This window comes from Corynebacterium sp. HMSC078A10 (genome assembly GCF_001811565.1).
GTDB lineage: Bacteria > Actinomycetota > Actinomycetes > Mycobacteriales > Mycobacteriaceae > Corynebacterium > Corynebacterium hesseae.
Genome location: NZ_KV805193.1, coordinates 126335 through 126969 on the forward strand (window position 1 = coordinate 126335; position 635 = coordinate 126969).

General features: G+C 66.3%; 1 CRISPR repeat array.

What is annotated here, in order from left to right:
- Positions 1-634: direct repeats of the CRISPR family, unit length 24 nt; unit sequence GCTCCCCGCGTGAGCGGGGATGAG.
- Position 635: the final 1 nt, after the last annotated feature.

Sequence of the window (635 nt, forward strand, 5' to 3'; positions counted from 1 at the left end):
GCTCCCCGCGTGAGCGGGGATGAGCCCTGGAACGCGTTACCGCTTAACGTGCGCCGCGTGTGCTCCCCGCGTGAGCGGGGATGAGCCCGAATACGCATCGCTCACAGTCATGTGGTCATCGTGCTCCCCGCGTGAGCGGGGATGAGCCGTTTGGCGAGGGTGAGGGCAAAGCCCGCCGCTGGTGCTCCCCGCGTGAGCGGGGATGAGCCCTACTCGGATACGAATGGAAATGACATGACTGAGTGCTCCCCGCGTGAGCGGGGATGAGCCCGTTCTGCTGCGCCTGCTGCGCCGTGGGCTGCGGTGCTCCCCGCGTGAGCGGGGATGAGCCCTGCTGATTGGTTTCGGACGCGATGCGCGCAAGGTGCTCCCCGCGTGAGCGGGGATGAGCCGACGCCGAGCACGATATACGGAATCATGTCGGCGTGCTCCCCGCGTGAGCGGGGATGAGCCCCACTGTGAGAATTTTTCACGCAAAGTCATTGAGTGCTCCCCGCGTGAGCGGGGATGAGCCCCCGGAAGACCTACAAGCCGAAGCGGCGCAGCTGTGCTCCCCGCGTGAGCGGGGATGAGCCCCGGCATCCTCCTAGGTATCGGGGATGACAATAGTGCTCCCCGCGTGAGCGGGGATGAGC